Origin of the sequence: Brevibacterium zhoupengii (assembly GCF_021117425.1) — a bacterium.
GTDB lineage: Bacteria > Actinomycetota > Actinomycetes > Actinomycetales > Brevibacteriaceae > Brevibacterium > Brevibacterium zhoupengii.
In genome coordinates, this window is the sequence record NZ_CP088298.1 from 3,278,704 (window position 1) to 3,294,790 (window position 16,087).

Genomic DNA, 16,087 nt, shown 5'->3' on the forward strand with positions numbered 1-16,087 from the left:
CACGGGCGCTCCACTCTGCGAAGGACGATGATGACCACAACAGCCTCGATCGAGCTCACCCTCAAAGACATTTCCGCGAAGGGTAAGAACGACGAAATGTGTTCGACCGACCTCATCGATGCCCCGTGGGACGTCGACGTCAACCCCGGCTATGGGCCCGGCGCTTCGATGGACGATCCGATTCCTGTCGCAGCCCCACGCCAGGGTGAGATCCCCGCTGAGTACCGGGACGCCTCGGCGGAGGAGCTCAATGACCGGATCATCCGGGCCAAGGAGAAACTCCGCGACCGGGTCGTCATCCTCGGCCACCACTATCAGCGCGTCGAAGTCGTCGAGCACGCGGATTACATCGGCGACTCGTTCATGCTCGCCAAGGCTGCCCAGAATCATCCCGAGGCCGAGGCGATCGTCTTCTGCGGCGTCCACTTCATGGCTGAGACCGCTGACCTGCTCTCCACACCCGAACAGTCGGTCATCCTGCCCAACCTCGCGGCCGGATGTTCGATGGCTGATATGGCCGACATCGACCAGGTCGAGGACTGCTGGGAGCAGTTGACCGATCTGTTGGGTGATGAGCCTGATGCTGACGGCAAGGTGCCCGTCATCCCGGTGACCTACATGAATTCCTCGGCCGCGATCAAGGGATTCTGCGGCCGCAACGGCGGCATCGTGTGCACCTCGTCCAACGCCGAGGTGGTCCTTGAGTGGGCGTTCGAACGCGGTCAGCGCGTGCTCTTCTTCCCCGACCAGCACCTGGGCCGCAACACCGCTCTGAACATGGGCATCGACATCGACGCCATGCCGCTGTGGAACCCGGCTCGGCCGCTGGGCAACAACTCCCCCGGAACCATCGAGGATTCGAAGGTCATTCTGTGGCAGGGGTTCTGCTCGGTGCACAAACGCTTCACCCCCGCGCAGATCGACAAGGCACGCGTCGATCACCCCGATGTGCGCGTCATCGTTCACCCCGAATGCCCACAGGAGACCGTGGCCGCAGCCGATGAGTCCGGGTCGACAGCCTACATCACGAAGGCCATCGCCGAGGCGACCGAACCGACCACGTTTGCGATCGGCACTGAGATCAACTTGGTCCAGCGGCTGGCGGCCGAGCATCCCGAACACACCATCTTCTGCCTCGATCCCGTCGTGTGCCCGTGCTCGACGATGTACCGGATCCACCCCGGCTACATCGCCTGGGTCCTCGAATCGCTGCTCGACGGCATCGTGATCAATCAGATCTCGGTCGACGCCGAGGTGGCCGATCCAGCCCGTGTATCCCTTGAGCGGATGCTCGCTGCGAAACCCCGGATCTGAGCGACTCATGAGTCACGTACTCATCATCGGCTCCGGCATCGCGGGACTGACCACCGCCCTGCGCCTGGCTGGTAGGCATGACGTCACCGTGGTGACGAAGGAGGGTCTGGGCGATTCGAATACTGCCCTGGCGCAGGGTGGGATCGCCGGAGTCCTCGCGGCCGATGACACCGTCGAAGCCCACGTCGCCGACACCATGGATGCCGGTGCCGGACTCAGTGACCTCGGCGCGGTCAAGGTCCTCTGCTCCGAGGGACCGGAGAGAATTCTCGAGCTTGCGGCCGCGGGTGTCGCCTTCGACCGCGACGAGGCAGGTGACTGGTCGCGTGGACTGGAGGGCGCGCATTCGACTCCGCGCATCCTCCATGCCGGAGGTGACGCCACCGGCAAGGCGATCATCGAGGCGCTGACGAATGCACTTCGTGCCGCAGCGGCCGCCGGCAGAGTCCGATTGCTCGAGCACACAATGCTTCTCGACCTGGTCACCGTGCATACGGGGCCTTCGGAGGCTACAGGTCCCGCAGGTTCTGTGGTTCCTACGGGTTCTGCAGGGCCGGCGGGGTCTCAAGTCAGACGCACCACCAGGTGCACCGGAGTGTCGCTGCTGCGCAACGGAGTCCACGAGTTCCTCGCGGCCGATGCAGTGGTCCTGGCGACAGGTGGGGCGGGTCAGCTCTACGCCCACACGACGAATCCAGAAGGCGCAACCGGCGATGGACTGGCCGCCGCGATCCGGGCAGGCGCCGCCGTATCCGACATGGAGTTCTACCAATTCCATCCCACCGCGTTGGCCGGATCCGGCTTCCTCATCTCCGAGGCCGTCCGTGGCGCCGGAGCTCTCCTCCTCGACGCGAACGGTCACCGTTTCATGCCCGATATTGATCGCCGAGGTGAGCTGGCGCCCCGTGATGTCGTGGCCCTAGCGATCCACCGGAGAATGGCAGCCCAGGATGGCCGCCCGTGCTACCTCGACGCCCGATCTGTTCCCGAGGTTGTCACTCACTTTCCCAGCATCGCTCGCGGCCTGGCTGCGCACGGCTTCGATCTGTCCGCTGATCTCATCCCGGTCACGCCGGCTGCCCACTACTTCATGGGCGGAATCACCACTGACCTGGACGGACGCACCAACATCGCAGGACTCTTCGCCGTCGGTGAGGTCGCCTGCACCGGTGTGCACGGAGCCAACCGTCTGGCATCAAACTCTCTGCTCGAAGGATCCGTCTTCGGAGCCCGCGCGACCGAGGCGATTGCAACGGAGTTCGAAACGCGAACGGGGCCGGTAACGGGATCGATCCGTGCATCGCATTCGGCGACGGCGTTGTCGACGAAACTCGGTTCGCCCTCCAACCGGATCTCCCGTGAGGAACTCCAAGAACTCGCGTGGACCTACCTCGGCGTGGAACGAGAGGGACACGCACTGCGCACCGTGCTCGACCGCCTCGGCGAGGGCGGGCCGTTCGTCGCTGTTGCCGGACCTACCGAACTCCGCGAAGGATTCGAGACCGCGAACCTTGCGCTCATTGCTCGATTCATCGCGGCTCAGGCCCTATCAAGGCAGGAGAGTCGAGGTGCCCACACCCGCACCGACTTTCCCGCGCCCAGCATCCTGTCGACGCGACGACCCGAATCCGTCGACCTCATGTCCACCTCTTCCCTGCTTCAGGAGGCTGCCTCATGCTGAGCGCCACGACCATCGACTCCGCTCTCCGTCTCGCCCTCGACGAGGACGCACCGTGGGGCGACATCACCGGTGAGACGTTCATCCCGGCCACCGCCTCGGCGACGGCGAAGCTGAGCGCACGCGAGGGCGGAGTCCTTGCTGGAATCGATGTGTTCGCTCGCGCCTTCACCCTTGTCGACCCGAGCGTCGATGTGGATCTGACCAGCGCCGATGGCGATGCCTTCGCAGCTGGTGACACAATGGCGACAGTGTCCGGCTCTGCCCGAGCAGTCCTGCGAGCCGAGCGGATCGCACTGAACTTCTGCCAACGGATGAGCGGAATCGCGACTCAGACCAGAGCCTTCGTCGATGCAGCGTCGTCGAATTCCGCAGACGCGAACACAGACGGTCGTGGTGTGCGCATCGTCGACACCCGGAAGACAACTCCTGGGCTGCGGGCGTTCGAGAAGCATGCGGTGCGCTGTGGGGGCGGACACAACCACCGGTTCGGACTCTCCGACGCGGTCATGGTCAAGGACAATCACCTGGCCGTCCTCGCAGGTGAGGGAGCAGATGTAGCGGCCGCGATCCGCTCGGCTCGGGACCGACTGTCGCATACGACGACGATTGAGGTTGAGGTCGATCGCCTCGAGCAGATCCAGGCGGTGCTCGACGGTGGCGCCGACATCATCATGCTCGACAACTTCTCCCTGGCAGATCTGCGTGCCGGCGTGGAGCTCATCGCCGGACGAGCGATCGTCGAAGCCAGCGGAAATGTCTCCCTAGACACCGTCGCAGACATCGCTGCCACCGGAGTCGACGTCATTTCCTCCGGGGCACTGACTCACAGCGTCCGCGCAATCGACCTGGGACTCGACCTGGACCTGACAGCCGAGGTCGGCGGAGTGGAGTCCGACAGCAATGTGGGGCTGAGCTGAGATGGAACTCGAACAGGAGCCAGAGGCGAAGGCACCGCTCTACCTCGACACCGCCTCGGCGGCACCCGTGCGCAGAGAGGCACTCGAGGCAGCTTGGCCATATCTGACCGGTGCGTTCGGCAACCCGTCGAGCCATCATGAGGTCGGACGCACCTCGGCAGACGCGCTCAAGGACGCGCGTCGACGAGTGGCGAAGGTGCTCGGCATGCGCAGCACCGACATCATCTTCACCAGCGGCGGCACCGAATCTGACAATCTTGCGATCATCGGTATCGCACTCGGGGCTCTAGCCGATGGCGATGCTGACCCCGGTGCAGGACCGGACGGTCGGCCACCTCGGCGACATATCGTGACCTCTGCTCTGGAACATGAGGCGGTGCTTGCCGCGACGGATTTCCTGGCTCGTCGGCACGGCTTCGAGATCACAGTGGTGCCCGTCGGACCCGATGGCACGATCGCGGTTGAGACACTCCGTTCGGCACTGCGTGAGGACACGCTCCTGGTCACCCTGGGGTATGCGAACAATGAGATCGGCACGGTCGCCGATATCGCGGCCCTAGCCAAAGTTGCTCACGATGCCGGTGCGCTCTTCCACACCGATGCTGTGCAGGCTGCGGGTTGGCTCCCGCTGAGCGGACTCGGCGTCGATGCCATGAGCTTGGCCGGGCACAAGGTCGGTGCGCCGAAAGGAATCGGAGTCGCTGCAGTTCGCGCACGGATTCCTCTTGAACCGCTTATCCACGGTGGCGGTCAAGAGTCTGGGCGTCGGTCGGGGACGGAGAACGTTGCCCTCGCCGTCGCCTTTGCCACCGCGTTGGAACTCGCCGAGGTGGAGCGAGTTGAGACCGCTGACCGTGTCCAGGCTGTACGGGATGATTTCATCGCCGAGGTGCTGGTTACGGTTGCCGGAGCGTTCCTCACAGGCAGTGAGTGCTCGCGCACTCCGAATCATGCTTCGTTCTGTTTCTCAGGCACCAGTGGTGAGGCCGTACTGCTCGAACTTGAACGCCTGGGCGTCACTGCCTCGAGTGGTTCCGCCTGCGCGGTGGGCTCAGATGAGCCGTCGCATGTGCTCACCGCGCTAGGTATTGCTGATGATGTCGCGAAGACGAGTGTGCGCTTTACTTTCCCAGCAGACGTCACCGCCGAGGAGGGGCGTCGGGCAGCTAATTCCGTATCTGCGGCGGTGCAGAATTTGGCTCTCAGCTACACCTGAGCAGTCAAAGCGGTCTGAGCGGTCTGAGCGGTCAAAGCGGACTGGCCGGTCATTCGTCGAAGAGTGTGTCGATGACTTCTTGAGCCACGAACCTCGCATGCAATATCGGTCGCCTCGCCGGATCAATCGATGCCGGAGGCACCCACGCAGGACGCCCGTCTTTGAGCATCACTGTCTCCCAGTCCGACCGGTCCAGAAGATGGTGATGGGCAGAACAACTCAACGTCATATTATTGACATCCGTTCGACCTTCTTGTGCCCACTCAACAATATGGTGAGCATCGCACCACCCCGGCGGTGCATCACATCCCGGGAACGTACACCCCTGATCACGAGCCGTCAGGACCGCGATCTGTTTCGCATTCGCGAACCGATTCTCCGTCACGACCTGCATCGTCTTCGCCTTCTCCGAAATGAGCTCGAAGAACACTGCCCCGTTCAAACCGTTGCGAGCCAGTTCGCTGATCGGGACCGGATTCTCAGTACCCGTGGTCCCGGTACCGGTTCCGTTCGCCAGATCTTCGGCCTTCGCGGTGACGACTAACGCGTATTGCGCACCCTGGCCGGTGCGAGTCATATCGATTCTGCCAATGAGAGTCGCGAAGCGTTCATAAATCCACTCCTGCGCCGACAGCCTCTGCCCGGTCATATCAACAAGGGTGCCGTCTTCGAGAACACCGGACTCGTTCACATCCGCTGCACTGCTGTCGCTGGTGCTGGTGCTGTTGGTGTTGGCGATTTTGGTTCGGGCTGTCAACAGCCCGTTGAGGACACCGCCCGTAACGGGGTCGAGGAGACCGGCGAGTTCCCAGTCACCGTTGTCTCGGGCATGCATTGTGACCGTGTACATGGACCGGTCCGTGGCATCAATGGGTTCTTGACCATCGGGATCAATATGAGCCAGGATGCGAGCGAAGATCGCCCGTAGGTCATGAACGCGCACACTGGGTGCTTTCTCCACGAGTGTTGTCTCGGCATAGTCACGATTGGCTTGGCTGACCCAGGTGGGCAGTTTCTTCAAACAGTCCTTGATGACTCTGGCCTGATCGGCAGAGAGTCGGCCTTCGTTGAAGGCATCAGCGACCGTGGGAAACAGTGGTGCTTGTGGCTGCCCGGTCAGAGTCACCCTGCCACCCAGGCTTTTGGCCATGTCGGTGCGGCGGTTGGCTTCGCGGCTGGTGATGTTCAGCCTGTCTTGGATGAGTGCCTTCGTTGTTTTCGCACCATAATCCGTCGGCGTGCCCACTCGTTCACACACTGCTAACGCCAGGGTGGATAGGGCTTCATTGACGCGGTGGAGGGCTTCGAGTCCGTCGATGAGCCTGATCGCATCATCGGGACCCATCAGCCGGTCAAAGGTTCGCAGACCGTCCTTGAGTCCGCTGAGTGCGGTGAGGCTGGTCGTGATTTCAGGAGCAAAACGGGAGAGATCAGTCCATTCCTGATTCGAGAGCAAAGGGTGGGGACTCGAAGTGTTGGAATCAGTTTCGGTGGCGGGGTGCGAATCGTTCAAGCCATTCGAACCATCGACGGCCGGTGCTGTACTGGCCACGGCGGAGTCATCGCCGGGCACTGCTTCGTGAGCGTCTTCGAGCACTGCTTCGCGAGTGTCGTCGGTCGCGTCATCATCAGCAGATTCCCCACCCTCGGCTGCTGGTTCTACGGCCTCGTTCGACACATCTGGTTGACCGGTGGGTACGGGTGCCAGTGCTTCGAAGGTTTTCGCGAGGGGGTGGCCGGTGAGGTCGAGGTTGGAGTCTTTGAGCTGGTCGAACAATGTCAGCTCACCGTCAGAAGAAACTACACCATCATCAGATGAGTCATCCGAAGCTGCATCATCAGCACAAGACTCGTCAGCGTCTTCTGGGCCCGTGGCGGCATCACTGGAGTCGGGGCGTGGTTCACGCTTTTCCGGGTTTCCTGGGGTGCGGTCGGGGGTGAGAGTCATGGTGCTGAGGTCCATTCGCCAACATCGTTGTTGCTCTTCTTTCAATTATACATTCATTTCGCTGATTTGCACCCTTTTTTCGAATCCTGTTCGATCATGATTTTATTCTTGTACCTATTGATGGCCCTTAAATCTGGGGATGTTCGCATCACCCCAGGTCAGCATCCCTTACATCGATCGCAGCACTGTCTGTGCTCCTAGGTCGCCTCGCGCCCAGTCGGGCAGAGATAGGAGTGACTCCGGCCTCTCGCGGACAAACACAACCAATGAACCACAAACGACATGCAGGCCACTTGTTGCCAGGTGGCCCTATCTTTCTTTTCCGACCGGGAGGAAAATGGAGACATGAAATAGCTACGGATGTGAGGGGGCCGTCATGGATCTGCTGATTCTATTCATCATGGGTACGTGTTTCGCTACCGTCGTGTTCTTCGTCGGACGCTTTGCCTGTCCGCGACACGACCGAGTCCCCCTGATGGAAGTCGACCATGTGCTCCTGTGGACCACCCTGCGCCGCGGTTGGCATGCAATGGGCTCATTGGGACCCACGCCCCCGGGAAGAAGTGGCCCATCAGGAAGCCATCCGGCCTGATCTGACCTGACAAGTTAGCCGGGTGCCGACACCCGCGGACGCAGGCACCCGACCAGGTGCCAAGCCATTTCGGGGCAAACGGTCAACCCGACGACTGGGCGTCAAAGGGTGAGTTATTCGCGTGGCTCGTTCCATTGAGAGTGGGCATAGGAGTACTGGCTGCAGCACGGCGAACGCGTCTATCTCTTCGACTGTCTGATGGAGTTCATGCGAATCACCGCTGGTGCCTGCGCTCTGCTGTTTGCCTTGTCGCTGGTGCAGACGCTCAGCGTCGGACTGGGCAGATCGTGGCCGGATTCCCTTGTCTTCCTCCCGACCGGTATCTTCCTTGCCATCGTCGCAATCGCGATGTGGAATCTCTTCCGCCGTCTCAAGCCGGACGAGACCGACGCATAGTGCTCAGCACTGCGGAACGAACACTCCTGCATCCCAATTCTGGAGCGCATGGGCAGAGGCCCAGAAGTGGAGCTCGTACACACAGGCCTGCTCGAACGTGGCACGCATCCTCGCGGCCACCTCGGCGGGGGAATTGGTGAGTTCCTGCTCAAGCAGCTGTACGGCCTGCCGGGTCGACTCATCGAATTCAGGTGAGTCGTAGGTCTGGACCCAGGTGCGGTAGGGGTGGTCAGCACTCATCTGACCAGCCCGTTCGACGAGGACCTTGCCCATGTGCGCGTAAACCCAGAAGCACGGCAGCACTCCGGCCACGCCTTCGCCGTAGGAGCGGCTGGCAGCGGTGGCGACGAGGTAGGACACGTAGCCCAATGTGGTGGGTGAGGCCTTGAAACCGGCCCCGCTGCTGACGAGTTCATCGTGGGCCTCGGCCAGGCGAGAATCGGCGAGCAGCTCACCGTGCATCTCCTCCTCCACGCTGATGGCCTCGGCTGCCGAACTGGCCCAGAACCGTGCTTCATCCCGGTCGCTGGCCCCAGCTGCGAGGAAGGACATCGCCTTCGCGTAACCGGTGAGGTAGATGCCGTCCTGAATGATGTAGTTCGTGAAAGCCTTCACATCGAGGCTGCCCTCGGCGAGCTGGCCGAGGAACGGCAAGCGCTCGATCTGTTCGACGATCGGGCGCACACGGTCCCACAGCTGAGTGGTCTGGGGTCCTGCGGAAAAGTCTGTCGTCATTGATATCTCCCATTGTCAGGGGACCTCGGCGGTCCCGCAGCATCATTGAGCGGTATTCGGATGGAAAGCCCATCCGGGTGTGTGACTGGTTGTTCTAACGGCGGACGATGTCGACCTGGTGGTCGACGGGACCGTGAGCGCCCTTCGGATCGAGGCTGACCTGCCAGTTCGCGGCGGACTTCAGTGCCCTGGCCAGGTAGTTCAGGGCATTGTCGACGGCTTCGTGGAGTAGATCCGAGTTCACATCGTCAACGCCACGTTCACGCTTGAGCACAGCCACCTCGGCGGTGATGGCGGCCGACAATGTGCACCCGGTTCCGTGCGTATTCGGTGTCTCCACTCGTGGGTGGGTGAACTCGGTGACCGTGCCCTCGGCGGTGACGAGAACGTCGGCGACGTCGCCCTCGATCGCGTGCCCACCCTTGAGCAGAACCGCCCGAGGTCCGCGGTCGACGAGTTGCCTGGCCTGGGCCAACATCTCCTGCGGGTTCTGTGCCACGGGCTCATCGTCGCCGATCAGCAGAGCCGCCTCGGGCAGGTTCGGGGTGATGAGGTCGGAGACCGGGAGCAGGTGATCGCGGACAGCAGCAACGGCATCAACCTCGAGGAGGCGGTGTCCGGAGGTCGCGACCATGACCGGGTCGACCGTGTAGAAGCCCAGCTGGCCCTGGGCTGCTCGTGCGACGACGAGTTCCACGAGGGAGCGTGAGCCGAGCATCCCCGATTTCGTGGCATCGACGGGCATGTCGTTCAACACGCTGTCGAGTTGGTCGGAGACGAAGTCATCGTCGATTCCGTAGACCCGCGAAACGCCGTGGGTGTTCTGTGCGACCAGTGCGGTGATGGCCGTGGTGCCCAGCACTCCGCGGGCGGTGAAGGTCTTGAGGTCGGCGTGGATGCCGGCTCCCCCGCTGGGGTCGGTGCCGGCGATGGACAGTGCGATGGGCGGCCGAGTGGTCACTGAACTGCCTCCGCATCTCCGTCACCGAATGTCGCACGCCCGTCACCGAATTCCGTGAGCAGCTCTTCGGCTGCGGCACGCGGGTCTTCGGCGCGGCAGATGGCCGAGACCACACAGATGCCGATTAGGCCCCGTCCGCGCAGTTCGGCGGCACGAGCGGTGCTGATCCCTCCGATGGCGACCGCGGGAAGTCCCGCTTCACCCACAAGCTCGCCGAGGCGGTCGGGCCCGATTCCGTCGGGTGCGTCGGTCTTCGTCGTGGTGTCGTAGACGGGCCCGATGCCGACGAGGTCGACGACTCCCGATGCCCGGGCTGCAGCGAATTCGGCATAGTTGGCCGCAGACAGACCAATGAGGGGTTCGGGGCCGAGGAGATCGCGTACCTGCTCGACAGGTGTGTCTGACTGTCCGACGTGGATGTGGACTTCTTCTCCCTCGGCGAGGAGACGCTGGGCGACCGCGACTCGGTCGTTGAGGACGATGGGCACGCGGCGCTTTGTCTCTACCGTCGCGCTGTCGGCCACTGCACTGTCGACGGCTGCGATGACCTCGCGAGTCAACGTGTAGAACGCATCGTCGTCGATGTCCTTGTCGCGGACCTGGACGATCCCCACTCCCCCGGCCACTGCCTCGCGGACAGTTTCGGCGACGCTGCGTCCAGCTTCCCGGCACTGCGCCGAGTCCGTGACGAGGTAGAGGCGGGCGTCGATCCCGGCCAGACGAGAGTTGGCTTCGCTCATGACTGTGATCCTTCACCGACGCTGGCTTCAACCGCGCCGGCCTCGATCGTGCCTGCCTCAACTTGTGCGCCCGCCAACTGTTCGGCGGTCAGCGTGTGCAGCGCGTCGAGGAAGTTCACCGAATAGCTGCCGGGTCCGTTCGCGCCGGTTGCAGCGGCGTCACCGGCGACCTTGAAGTGAGCGTGGGCGGCGACCACAGCCTCGAACCTCGCCGAGGCGGTCGTTGCGCCCACGAGGTATGCGGCGGTGACTGCACCGAGAGAGCAGCCGGTGCCGATGACAAGCGGCATATAGGAGTGTCCCCCATCAAGGCGGGCGACATGGTCGACCCCGTCGATGTGAGCGACGATCGCGTCTTTGGGGCCCGAGATCGCGACGATCGAGCCGGTAGATCTTGCCAACTCGACGGCTCCAGGAATCACGGCATCAACCTCGTCGGTGGAGTCCACTCCCCGACCACCCAGGCCCACTCCGGCCAGTGCCGCGATCTCGGAGGCGTTGCCACGGATGGCAGTGGGTGAAGAGTTCGCCGCGCGACGGATTCGTGTGGTGCGGAAGTCGACGGCTCCGATGCTCACCGGGTCGAGGACCCAGGGCTTGGAGTCTTCGTTGGCTGCGTCGATGGCGGCGTCGGCGGCAAGGAACTGCTGATTCGTGGCGGTGCCGAAGTTGACCAGCAGTCCGCTGGCGATGCGCGTGAACTGTGCGGCATCGGCATCGTGGTCGAGCATCGCCGGTGCGGCGCCGATGGCCAGGAGCACGTTGGCGCTGAACTGCTGCACCACTGTGTTCGTGATGCATTGGATAAGTGGATTGCTCGCACGCAGTCGTGCATTGGCAGAACGCAGGTCGAAGTCAACCATGACGATCCCTTCGCTAGTATGGCCCAGATCAGGTTCGATGGGTGTTCTCTCAGCCTCACGCGATCAACGTCAGGCACCCCATGTCATTGCCCACGACTGTATCAGCACGGCTGAGGCTGGGCGAAGCGGCGGCCCGAAGAAGGCCAGGCGGGAACCCGAGACAGGCGAACCAGACCCCGGGCCCGCCTCGGCGCCCGCATGCCAACACATCGAGCGGACCACTTATCATCCAGAGCACCAGCTGTAACCGGTACTTTCGACGCTAAGTGGTCCGCTCGATGAGTTTGCTGGGTCATACCTCGAGAGCTTGCTGAGCAAGAGGGCGACCCTCGCTGACCGCGAACGCAGCTAACCGCGAGCGCAACTCGCCGCGAACGCAGCTAGCCCCGCCCGACGTAGCGCTGTCCGCGACGGCTCAGGGCGTCGATGACGACAGCTGTGAGCAGGACGAGCGCGGTGATGATCTGCTGCGCATCAGAGTTGAAGCCGATGAGGTAGAGACCGTTGTTGATCGCCCCGACGACCAGCGCACCGAGCACCGCAGCCCAGGCCGTGCCGCGACCGCCGAAGAGCGAAGTGCCGCCGATGACCGCTGCGGCGATCGCATTGAGCAGGTCCTGCGTGCTCACCAGCGTCGATCCCGCGTTGGTCGTCACACCGGTCTTGATGAAGCCGAACAATGCGGCCAGCACACCGGCGGCCATGAACACGCTGACGCGCACCCATGTCACGCGGATGCCGGCACGCCTGGCGGCTTCGACCTTGCCGCCGACCGCGTAGATCGAGCGACCGTACTTGGTCTTGCGCAGCACCAGATCGATGACGATTGCGATGACGATCATGAGGAAGAACGGCATCGCCAGACCGAAGTCCTGGTTGACCAGAATGAGGAAGCCGAAGACGACGACGGTGAGGATGACGATGCGCACGATCACCGAGGTCCAGCTCGGGCTGTCGAGTCCCTCGTTGTGACGGCGCAGCTTCGAGTAGATGATCCCGGCGCCGAAGCCGATGACGGCGACTGCCCCGAATACGTAGGCCCAGATCGCCGGGAAGTAGAAGCTCGCAAAGTCGAAGGCGAAGGTGTCGGCCATCGACAGGTTCTTCTGCACACCCAGAGTTGTCAAGGTCAGCCCGGTGAACGCAAGTAGTCCTGCCAGAGTGACCACGAAGGCCGGGATTCCGACCACCGCGAAGAACCAGCCCTGGATCGCTCCGACGACGAGGCCCAACACCAGCATGATGACCAGTGCGATCAAGGGCGGAACCCCTTGCCTGACGACCAGCACGCCCAGCAGCGAGGCGGAGAGTCCACCCAGCTGCGCCAGCGACAGGTCGATCTCGCCGAGGAGCAGGATGAGGTTGATGCCCAACGCCAGGATCGCCAGGAACGCGACCTGCGTGGACAGGTTGACCAGGTTGGCCGGTGAGATGAACTTGCTGTTCGCCGATTGGAAGACGATGACGATGACGATGAGCGCCAGAATCACGGGGAAGGAGCCGAGCTGGCCCTCCTTGACTCGACGCACAAATGTCGCGAAGAACCCCTCGCTCGAAATGCGTTCGTCGGTGATGAACGAGTTGCGGGTCATCGGCGCTCACCCCTCCGGGTCGCTCGCTGAGTCACGACATTGTCGTTGGCTCCCGTGATCGCGGCGACCAGCACATCCGTACGCTCGTCACCGGGGAAGTCACCGGCATCCTTACCCAAGCGCAGAACGTGGACACGGTCACACACGGCCTGGACATCGGCCATGTTGTGGCTGACCAGGAGCACTCCGAGGTCTCGTTCGCGCAGACGCTCGATGAGGTTGAGGACCTCCGCGGTCTGTGCCACGCCGAGTGCCGCCGTCGGCTCGTCCAACATCACGATCGATGGTTCGCCGAGGAGGGACCTGGCAATCGCGACCGTCTGACGTTGACCGCCGGACAGAGCCGCGATAGGGACCCTTACGCTGGGAATCTTGGCTGAGAGGCTTCGCAGCAGCTCCCACGACTTCGCCTCCATGGTGACTTCGTCGAGAACACCGCCGCGGGTCTTCTCGTGGCCGAGGAACAGGTTGGCCACGACGTCGAGGTTCTCACACAGTGAGAGGTCCTGGAAGACTGTGGCGACTCCCGCCTTCTGTGCGTCCTTCGGCGCTGCGAATTTCTGGGACCGCCCGCCCAGGATGATCTCACCTTCGTCGGCTCCGTGGACTCCGGCGATGACCTTGACCAAGGTGGATTTGCCCGCGCCGTTGTCGCCGACGAGTCCGACGACTTCGCCGCGGCCGATGGTCAGGTTGATATCGGTCAGTGCCTGGACCGCACCGAATCGTTTGTTGATTCCGCGCAGTTCGAGTACTGGTTCGGCTCCGGTCTCCGGCGCCCGCGAGTTCGCGGATGCCGGATCAGTGGGTTGAGAATTCATATGTTCCTACTCGCCGATTTCTACTTGACGCCGGCGTCTTCGCAGAGCTTCTTCACGTCTTTGGTGCAGATGTCTTCCGCCTTGATCTGGTCACCGACGATGTCCTTCACGGTGTCCTTGGTGACGACCTTTGCCTCGACGAAGTCTGTTGGAGTGTCCTTGTAGGTTGTTCCAGCCTTCGGCTCCTCACCTCCGGCCAGGGACACAGCTGCCTTCGCAGCGAACTCCGCCTGCGGTGGGATCGACTTGTAGATCGTGGCGTACTGGTCACCCCTGAGAATGTTCTGCAGTCCGTCGACCTCGGCGTCCTGTCCGGTGACGACCGGCTTCACCTTGGCCTTCTTGGTGGCCGCGAGGACACCACCGGCGGTGCCGTCATTGGCTGAGTAGATGGCGATCGGCTCTTTGTCCGCGCTCTGCAGCTGACCTTCGACCCACTGACGGGCGTCGTCCGGGTTCCAGTCGAGGGTGTCATGGCTTTCGGTGATGTCGACACCGGCCTTCTTCAGGGTCTCCTCGGCGCCGGCCTTGAAGTCAGCGGCGTTCGGGTCCTTCGGATCGCCGTTGACCATCCACACCGGTCCCGACTTCGGGTCTTTGTCCTCGGCTTTGAGTCCGTCGAGGACGGCCTGGCCCTGCAGGTTGCCGATCTTCTTGTTGTCGAACGAGGTGTAGTAGTCCGCGCCTTCGAAGAAGCGGTCGTAGGCGATGACCGGGATCTTCTTGGCTTGAGCCTTCGACAGGGCCGAAGACACCGCCGAGGCATCGACCGGGTCGAGCACGATGGCGTCAACGCCTTCGGTCACTGCAGCCTCGAACTGCTGTTGCTGCTGCGTCGCGTCCTGGTTGGCGTTGCGGTAGGAGACCTTCGCATCAGGGTTGGCTTCGGCGACGTACTTCTCGAAGTTCGGCTTGTCCAGAGATTCGTAGCGGGTGGTCTTTGACTCCGGGAGGAGCAGGGCGATGGTGACTTCACCGTCTCCGCCCGAACCGCCGCCGGATTCCTCATTGCCTTGGCCTTTCTGACTCCCACAGCCGCTGAGCGCAAGAGCGCCGATAGCAACCGAGGCGCCGAGGACGGCGAGCTTCTTCCGGGACTGCAGGTTGTGCCTCATTGTGAACCTTTCGATTTTTCTGACAACGTTGTCAGGCTGTTCAAAATAATGCGCCGATCGGGGCCCGGTGTCAACTGTTTCGGCGAAAAATCGTGATCTGAGTCTCGCTCCAGACAGCGTCACTTGTCCGGCGACTCCTCACCACTGCCACGGGCGATCACATGGACAGGAAACTGAGTAGAACCGCGGCGGGGATTCCCGCCCGCCCCGGAACCGGGCGGATCCTGCAGACGCCGGACCGCCTCGGCGGCCATGGATCGCACATCACGGTCGATGACGGTCACGTCCAAGAGCTCCGCGGCGGGGAAATCGTCGATGCCCACCAGCGCCGGCCACTCGTCGAGCCGGCGGCAGGCGTCGATGGCCCCCTGCGTCAGGGTCGCGGACAAGGTGATGAGCCCGCTCGGTGCGCTGCGCGACCCCAGCCAGGCCGCGACGACGTTCTTCGCGCTGGCCAGATCGTGGGCGTCTTCGCGCATGTAGGCCCGCCATCCGATGTCCGAGCGGCCGGCGAAGGCCGATTGGATTCCGGCGAGTCTGGCGGTGGTGATGGGGCTGGTCGAATGATCGCCGATGACGCCGAGGCTGATGTGTCCGTGCTTGAGGAGTTGAGTCGCGGCCAGTCGCCCGGCAAGCTCCTCATCACCGGCGATGAGGTCGACCCCGGGACCCGCTGTCGACGGATCGAAGGACACGATCTGCACGTCAGCGCTTGCCGCATCAGCGTAGAACCGAGCGGCGTCCGGATGGGATCGGATGACGCAGATTCCGGTCATGTCATTGGCCAGGCATTCGTCGAGGAAGCCGCGTTCACGGTCGGGATCGTCGGCGGTGACCGTCACGACCGGGCGCAGTCCGATCCTGCTCAGCTCGGCTTCCAACAATGTGAAGAGGCGAGCCTGGAACGGGTCGTCCCCGTCGCTCATGACCACGCCGATGTAGGGTGATCTGCCCCCGGCGCGCAGGCGCCTGGCCGTGGAATTGAGGCGAAATCCGAGCTCGGCGGCGGCGTCTTCGACCTTCTCGGCGGTCCTCGCGGCCACATGTTTTTCGCCGTTGAGCACCCGGGATGCGGTCTTGATGCTGACTCCCGCGCGCGAAGCGACCGTGGCCAGGGTAGGCCGATCGTTCTGCTTCGCCATGACCACACCTTTGAGTCGGGAATCCTACGGACCGCTTGCGGCCAGCGCGCAGGC

14 protein-coding genes and 1 riboswitch are annotated in these 16,087 nt (G+C 63.0%); of the genes, 5 read left to right on the forward strand and 9 right to left on the reverse strand.

The annotated features are described in order from the left end of the window. The first annotated feature begins 30 nt into the window (after positions 1–30). The 4 genes from nadA to LQ788_RS14940 are packed head-to-tail and all read left to right on the forward strand — an operon-like array spanning position 31 to position 5,128. The gene (nadA, locus tag LQ788_RS14925; protein WP_231447454.1) at positions 31–1,314 is read left to right on the forward strand and encodes a quinolinate synthase NadA; all 1,284 of its coding nucleotides are present in this window, start codon (positions 31–33) and stop codon (positions 1,312–1,314) included. 7 nt (positions 1,315–1,321) lie between these two features. Beyond that, on the forward strand, positions 1,322–2,995 hold the full coding sequence (gene nadB / locus LQ788_RS14930) for an L-aspartate oxidase (RefSeq protein ID WP_231442266.1): 1,674 nt from the start codon (positions 1,322–1,324) through the stop codon (positions 2,993–2,995). Next, positions 2,989–3,912 carry a carboxylating nicotinate-nucleotide diphosphorylase gene (gene nadC / locus LQ788_RS14935; protein WP_231442268.1) on the forward strand — a complete coding sequence of 308 codons (924 nt, stop codon included), beginning with the start codon at positions 2,989–2,991 and terminating at the stop codon, positions 3,910–3,912. The genes nadB and nadC overlap by 7 nt, the downstream gene beginning before the upstream one ends. A 1-nt stretch (position 3,913) precedes the next feature. Then, a complete protein-coding gene (locus LQ788_RS14940; RefSeq protein WP_231442270.1) occupies positions 3,914–5,128 on the forward strand; it encodes a cysteine desulfurase family protein in 1,215 nt (404 codons plus the stop codon). A gap of 49 nt (positions 5,129–5,177) precedes the next feature. On the opposite strand, the gene LQ788_RS14945 is transcribed toward LQ788_RS14940, so the two are convergent. Then, entirely contained in the window at positions 5,178–7,121 is a 1,944-nt protein-coding gene (locus LQ788_RS14945) for an HNH endonuclease signature motif containing protein (RefSeq protein WP_231442272.1), read from the reverse strand. 754 nt (positions 7,122–7,875) lie between these two features. Here LQ788_RS14945 and LQ788_RS14950 point away from each other — a divergent pair. Next, on the forward strand, positions 7,876–8,064 hold the full coding sequence (locus tag LQ788_RS14950; RefSeq protein WP_231442273.1) for a hypothetical protein: 189 nt from the start codon (positions 7,876–7,878) through the stop codon (positions 8,062–8,064). 3 nt (positions 8,065–8,067) lie between these two features. On the opposite strand, the gene LQ788_RS14955 is transcribed toward LQ788_RS14950, so the two are convergent. The 8 genes from LQ788_RS14955 to LQ788_RS14990 all read right to left on the reverse strand — a co-directional run bounded on the left by LQ788_RS14955 (position 8,068) and on the right by LQ788_RS14990 (position 16,033). Next, a complete protein-coding gene (locus LQ788_RS14955; RefSeq protein ID WP_231442275.1) occupies positions 8,068–8,799 on the reverse strand; it encodes a TenA family protein in 732 nt (243 codons plus the stop codon). A gap of 94 nt (positions 8,800–8,893) precedes the next feature. After that, entirely contained in the window at positions 8,894–9,760 is an 867-nt protein-coding gene (gene thiD / locus LQ788_RS14960) for a bifunctional hydroxymethylpyrimidine kinase/phosphomethylpyrimidine kinase (protein WP_231442276.1), read from the reverse strand. Continuing rightward, positions 9,757–10,500 carry a thiamine phosphate synthase gene (gene thiE, locus LQ788_RS14965; protein WP_231442278.1) on the reverse strand — a complete coding sequence of 248 codons (744 nt, stop codon included), beginning with the start codon at positions 10,498–10,500 and terminating at the stop codon, positions 9,757–9,759. The genes thiD and thiE overlap by 4 nt, the downstream gene beginning before the upstream one ends. Further along, positions 10,497–11,363, reverse strand: a complete 867-nt coding sequence (gene thiM / locus LQ788_RS14970; protein WP_231442287.1) for a hydroxyethylthiazole kinase — start codon at positions 11,361–11,363, stop codon at positions 10,497–10,499. The genes thiE and thiM overlap by 4 nt, the downstream gene beginning before the upstream one ends. Continuing rightward, positions 11,351–11,454: riboswitch (TPP riboswitch) on the reverse strand. (Overlaps the previous gene by 13 nt.) Before the next feature lie 289 nt (positions 11,455–11,743). Further along, positions 11,744–12,955 carry a sugar ABC transporter permease gene (locus tag LQ788_RS14975; protein ID WP_231442288.1) on the reverse strand — a complete coding sequence of 404 codons (1,212 nt, stop codon included), beginning with the start codon at positions 12,953–12,955 and terminating at the stop codon, positions 11,744–11,746. Then, a complete protein-coding gene (locus tag LQ788_RS14980; RefSeq protein ID WP_231442290.1) occupies positions 12,952–13,776 on the reverse strand; it encodes an ATP-binding cassette domain-containing protein in 825 nt (274 codons plus the stop codon). The genes LQ788_RS14975 and LQ788_RS14980 overlap by 4 nt, the downstream gene beginning before the upstream one ends. A 20-nt stretch (positions 13,777–13,796) precedes the next feature. Next, entirely contained in the window at positions 13,797–14,891 is a 1,095-nt protein-coding gene (locus tag LQ788_RS14985) for a substrate-binding domain-containing protein (RefSeq protein ID WP_231442292.1), read from the reverse strand. Between the two features lie 119 nt (positions 14,892–15,010). After that, positions 15,011–16,033: a LacI family DNA-binding transcriptional regulator gene (locus LQ788_RS14990; protein ID WP_231442294.1), complete on the reverse strand. Its 1,023-nt coding sequence runs from the start codon at positions 16,031–16,033 to the stop codon at positions 15,011–15,013. Between the last annotated feature and the right edge of the window lie 54 nt (positions 16,034–16,087).

Coding starts and splice junctions, on each gene's coding strand:
- nadA (WP_231447454.1), top strand. CDS start 31: ATGACCACAACAGCCTCGATCGAGCTCACCCTCAAAGACATTTCCGCG.
- nadB (WP_231442266.1), top strand. CDS start 1,322: ATGAGTCACGTACTCATCATCGGCTCCGGCATCGCGGGACTGACCACC.
- nadC (WP_231442268.1), top strand. CDS start 2,989: ATGCTGAGCGCCACGACCATCGACTCCGCTCTCCGTCTCGCCCTCGAC.
- LQ788_RS14940 (WP_231442270.1), top strand. CDS start 3,914: ATGGAACTCGAACAGGAGCCAGAGGCGAAGGCACCGCTCTACCTCGAC.
- LQ788_RS14950 (WP_231442273.1), top strand. CDS start 7,876: ATGCGAATCACCGCTGGTGCCTGCGCTCTGCTGTTTGCCTTGTCGCTG.
- LQ788_RS14955 (WP_231442275.1), bottom strand. CDS start 8,799: ATGACGACAGACTTTTCCGCAGGACCCCAGACCACTCAGCTGTGGGAC.
- thiE (WP_231442278.1), bottom strand. CDS start 10,500: ATGAGCGAAGCCAACTCTCGTCTGGCCGGGATCGACGCCCGCCTCTAC.
- thiM (WP_231442287.1), bottom strand. CDS start 11,363: ATGGTTGACTTCGACCTGCGTTCTGCCAATGCACGACTGCGTGCGAGC.
- LQ788_RS14975 (WP_231442288.1), bottom strand. CDS start 12,955: ATGACCCGCAACTCGTTCATCACCGACGAACGCATTTCGAGCGAGGGG.
- LQ788_RS14980 (WP_231442290.1), bottom strand. CDS start 13,776: ATGAATTCTCAACCCACTGATCCGGCATCCGCGAACTCGCGGGCGCCG.
- LQ788_RS14985 (WP_231442292.1), bottom strand. CDS start 14,891: ATGAGGCACAACCTGCAGTCCCGGAAGAAGCTCGCCGTCCTCGGCGCC.
- LQ788_RS14990 (WP_231442294.1), bottom strand. CDS start 16,033: ATGGCGAAGCAGAACGATCGGCCTACCCTGGCCACGGTCGCTTCGCGC.